This window comes from Nocardioides sp. P5_C9_2 (assembly GCF_054049555.1).
The window spans coordinates 1-1,709 of the sequence record NZ_JBFUMD010000639.1; the positions used below are offsets into that span (position 1 = coordinate 1).

Annotated in this window: 1 protein-coding gene; it reads right to left on the minus strand. The window is 76.1% G+C overall.

What is annotated here, in order from left to right:
• Positions 1-88 precede the first annotated feature (88 nt).
• Positions 89-1,709 (minus strand): acyltransferase family protein (locus tag ACXJKL_RS20510; RefSeq protein WP_457208841.1); only part of this gene is annotated, 1,621 nt, incomplete at its 5' end.

Below are 1,709 nucleotides of genomic sequence, written 5' to 3' on the forward strand. Positions count from 1 at the left end.
CCACTCACCACTCAGGCGTCCTCTCGTCGGGGGCGCCCGGCCACGGGGGTGACCACGACACGAGGGGCGCCGACCCAGCACAACACCGTCAGCGCCCCAGCGATTCCCCCACACGGCGTACGACGGTCGCTGCCGCGACGCCGACCGCGAGCGAGAGCAGGGTCGCGAGGAGCGGCCACTGGACCTCGAACCAGGGGTAGACCCGCCAGTGCAGGAGGTAGATCCACAGCGACGAGGCAGCCACCACGCCGACGACGTACGCCGCCGCGGCGGGCAGGCGCACCCGCGGCACCCAGGTCAGCGCGAGCAGGCCCAGCGCCAGGTAGACGTGCCGCTCGGCGCCGCCGACCGAGAAGAACCCGGGCACGAGGGCGACCACGAGCGCCGAGACGACGAGTCGCTGGGCGGTGGTCCGGGCCTGCGACATCGCCCACCCGAGGGTCAGCAGCCACAGGACGCCGTGGGCGCGGTGCACGTGGTCGCCGGGCATCCCGACGAGGTCGTAGCGGGTCGGGAGCAGCACCAGGGTGAGCACCACCGGCGTCGCGAACGGCCGCCGCCGGGTCGCCCGGTCCACGGCGGGCACGGCGAGCAGCCCGGCCAGCACCAGGACCGCCAGCGTCAGGGCCTCGATGAACCAGTAGCTCCACCGGGGTTCGGACCAGCTCCACTCGGTGAAGGCCGTCAGGAGCGCGGCCTGCTTCCACGTGATGTCGCGCGAGAGCGCGGCGACGACCCCGATGACCGCCACCGACGGGACCACCACCCGGGCCAGGCCGCGCAGGATCGCGCGCGTCCGGTCCCGCCGGGACCGGTCACCGAGCTGGAAGCGGCCGAGGTTGAAGCCGGCGATCGCGAGCAGCACGTGGGCGCCGCCGAGGAGCGTGAAGAGGTTGGCGTGGGACCCGACGATGGTCACGATGGCCAGCGCCCGCAGCACGACGTTGGTCTCCACCGACACGCCGCGGCGGCGACGGGTCGACGGGACGGTCTCGGCGAGCACGGTGGCGGGGAGCGTCGGCCATCCGGTGGGCAGGTGCCCGAGCAGCTCCTCGAGGCGCAGGGACACCTCGACGTAGGACAGCGAGTCGCCCCCGAGGGCGACGAACGAGTCGGCGGGCCGGGCGTCGGGGCGCCCGAGCAGCCGGGCCAGCAGGGCGGTCACGTCGGTGGGCGAGACGCGGGCGGCGCCCGCCGTGCCCTCCCCGGCGGGGGCATCGGACACGTCCTCGGCCAGCGCCGCGAGCGCACGGTGGTCGACCTTGCCGTTGGCCAGGCGCGGCAGGTCGGGCAGCACCACGACCGCCACCCCCGTGGGCGCGAGCCCGGCGGCGTCGGCTGCCGCGCGGCGTACGGCGTCCGGGTCGACGGGCCGTGCGCCGTCCACGACGCCGACCGCGATCCGCTCCCCCGCGTCGGCGACCGCGGCCACGGTGCCGCCCCGGGCCAGCGACCGCTCCACCCGGTCGAGGTCGACCCGCAGGCCGCAGACCTTGGCGATCCGGCTGGTCCGGCCGACGACCTCCCAGAGCCCGTCGGGACGCCGCCGCGCCAGGTCGCCGGTGCGCAGCTCGGTGACGGTGCGCCCGGAGGCGAGCTCGGCGGGCGACGCGGCGTACCCCATCATCACGTTGGTGCCCCGGAAGACGAGCTCGCCGACGCCCGCCTCGGCCGCGTCCTCGACGGCGTCATCGGCCGCGTCCGCGACC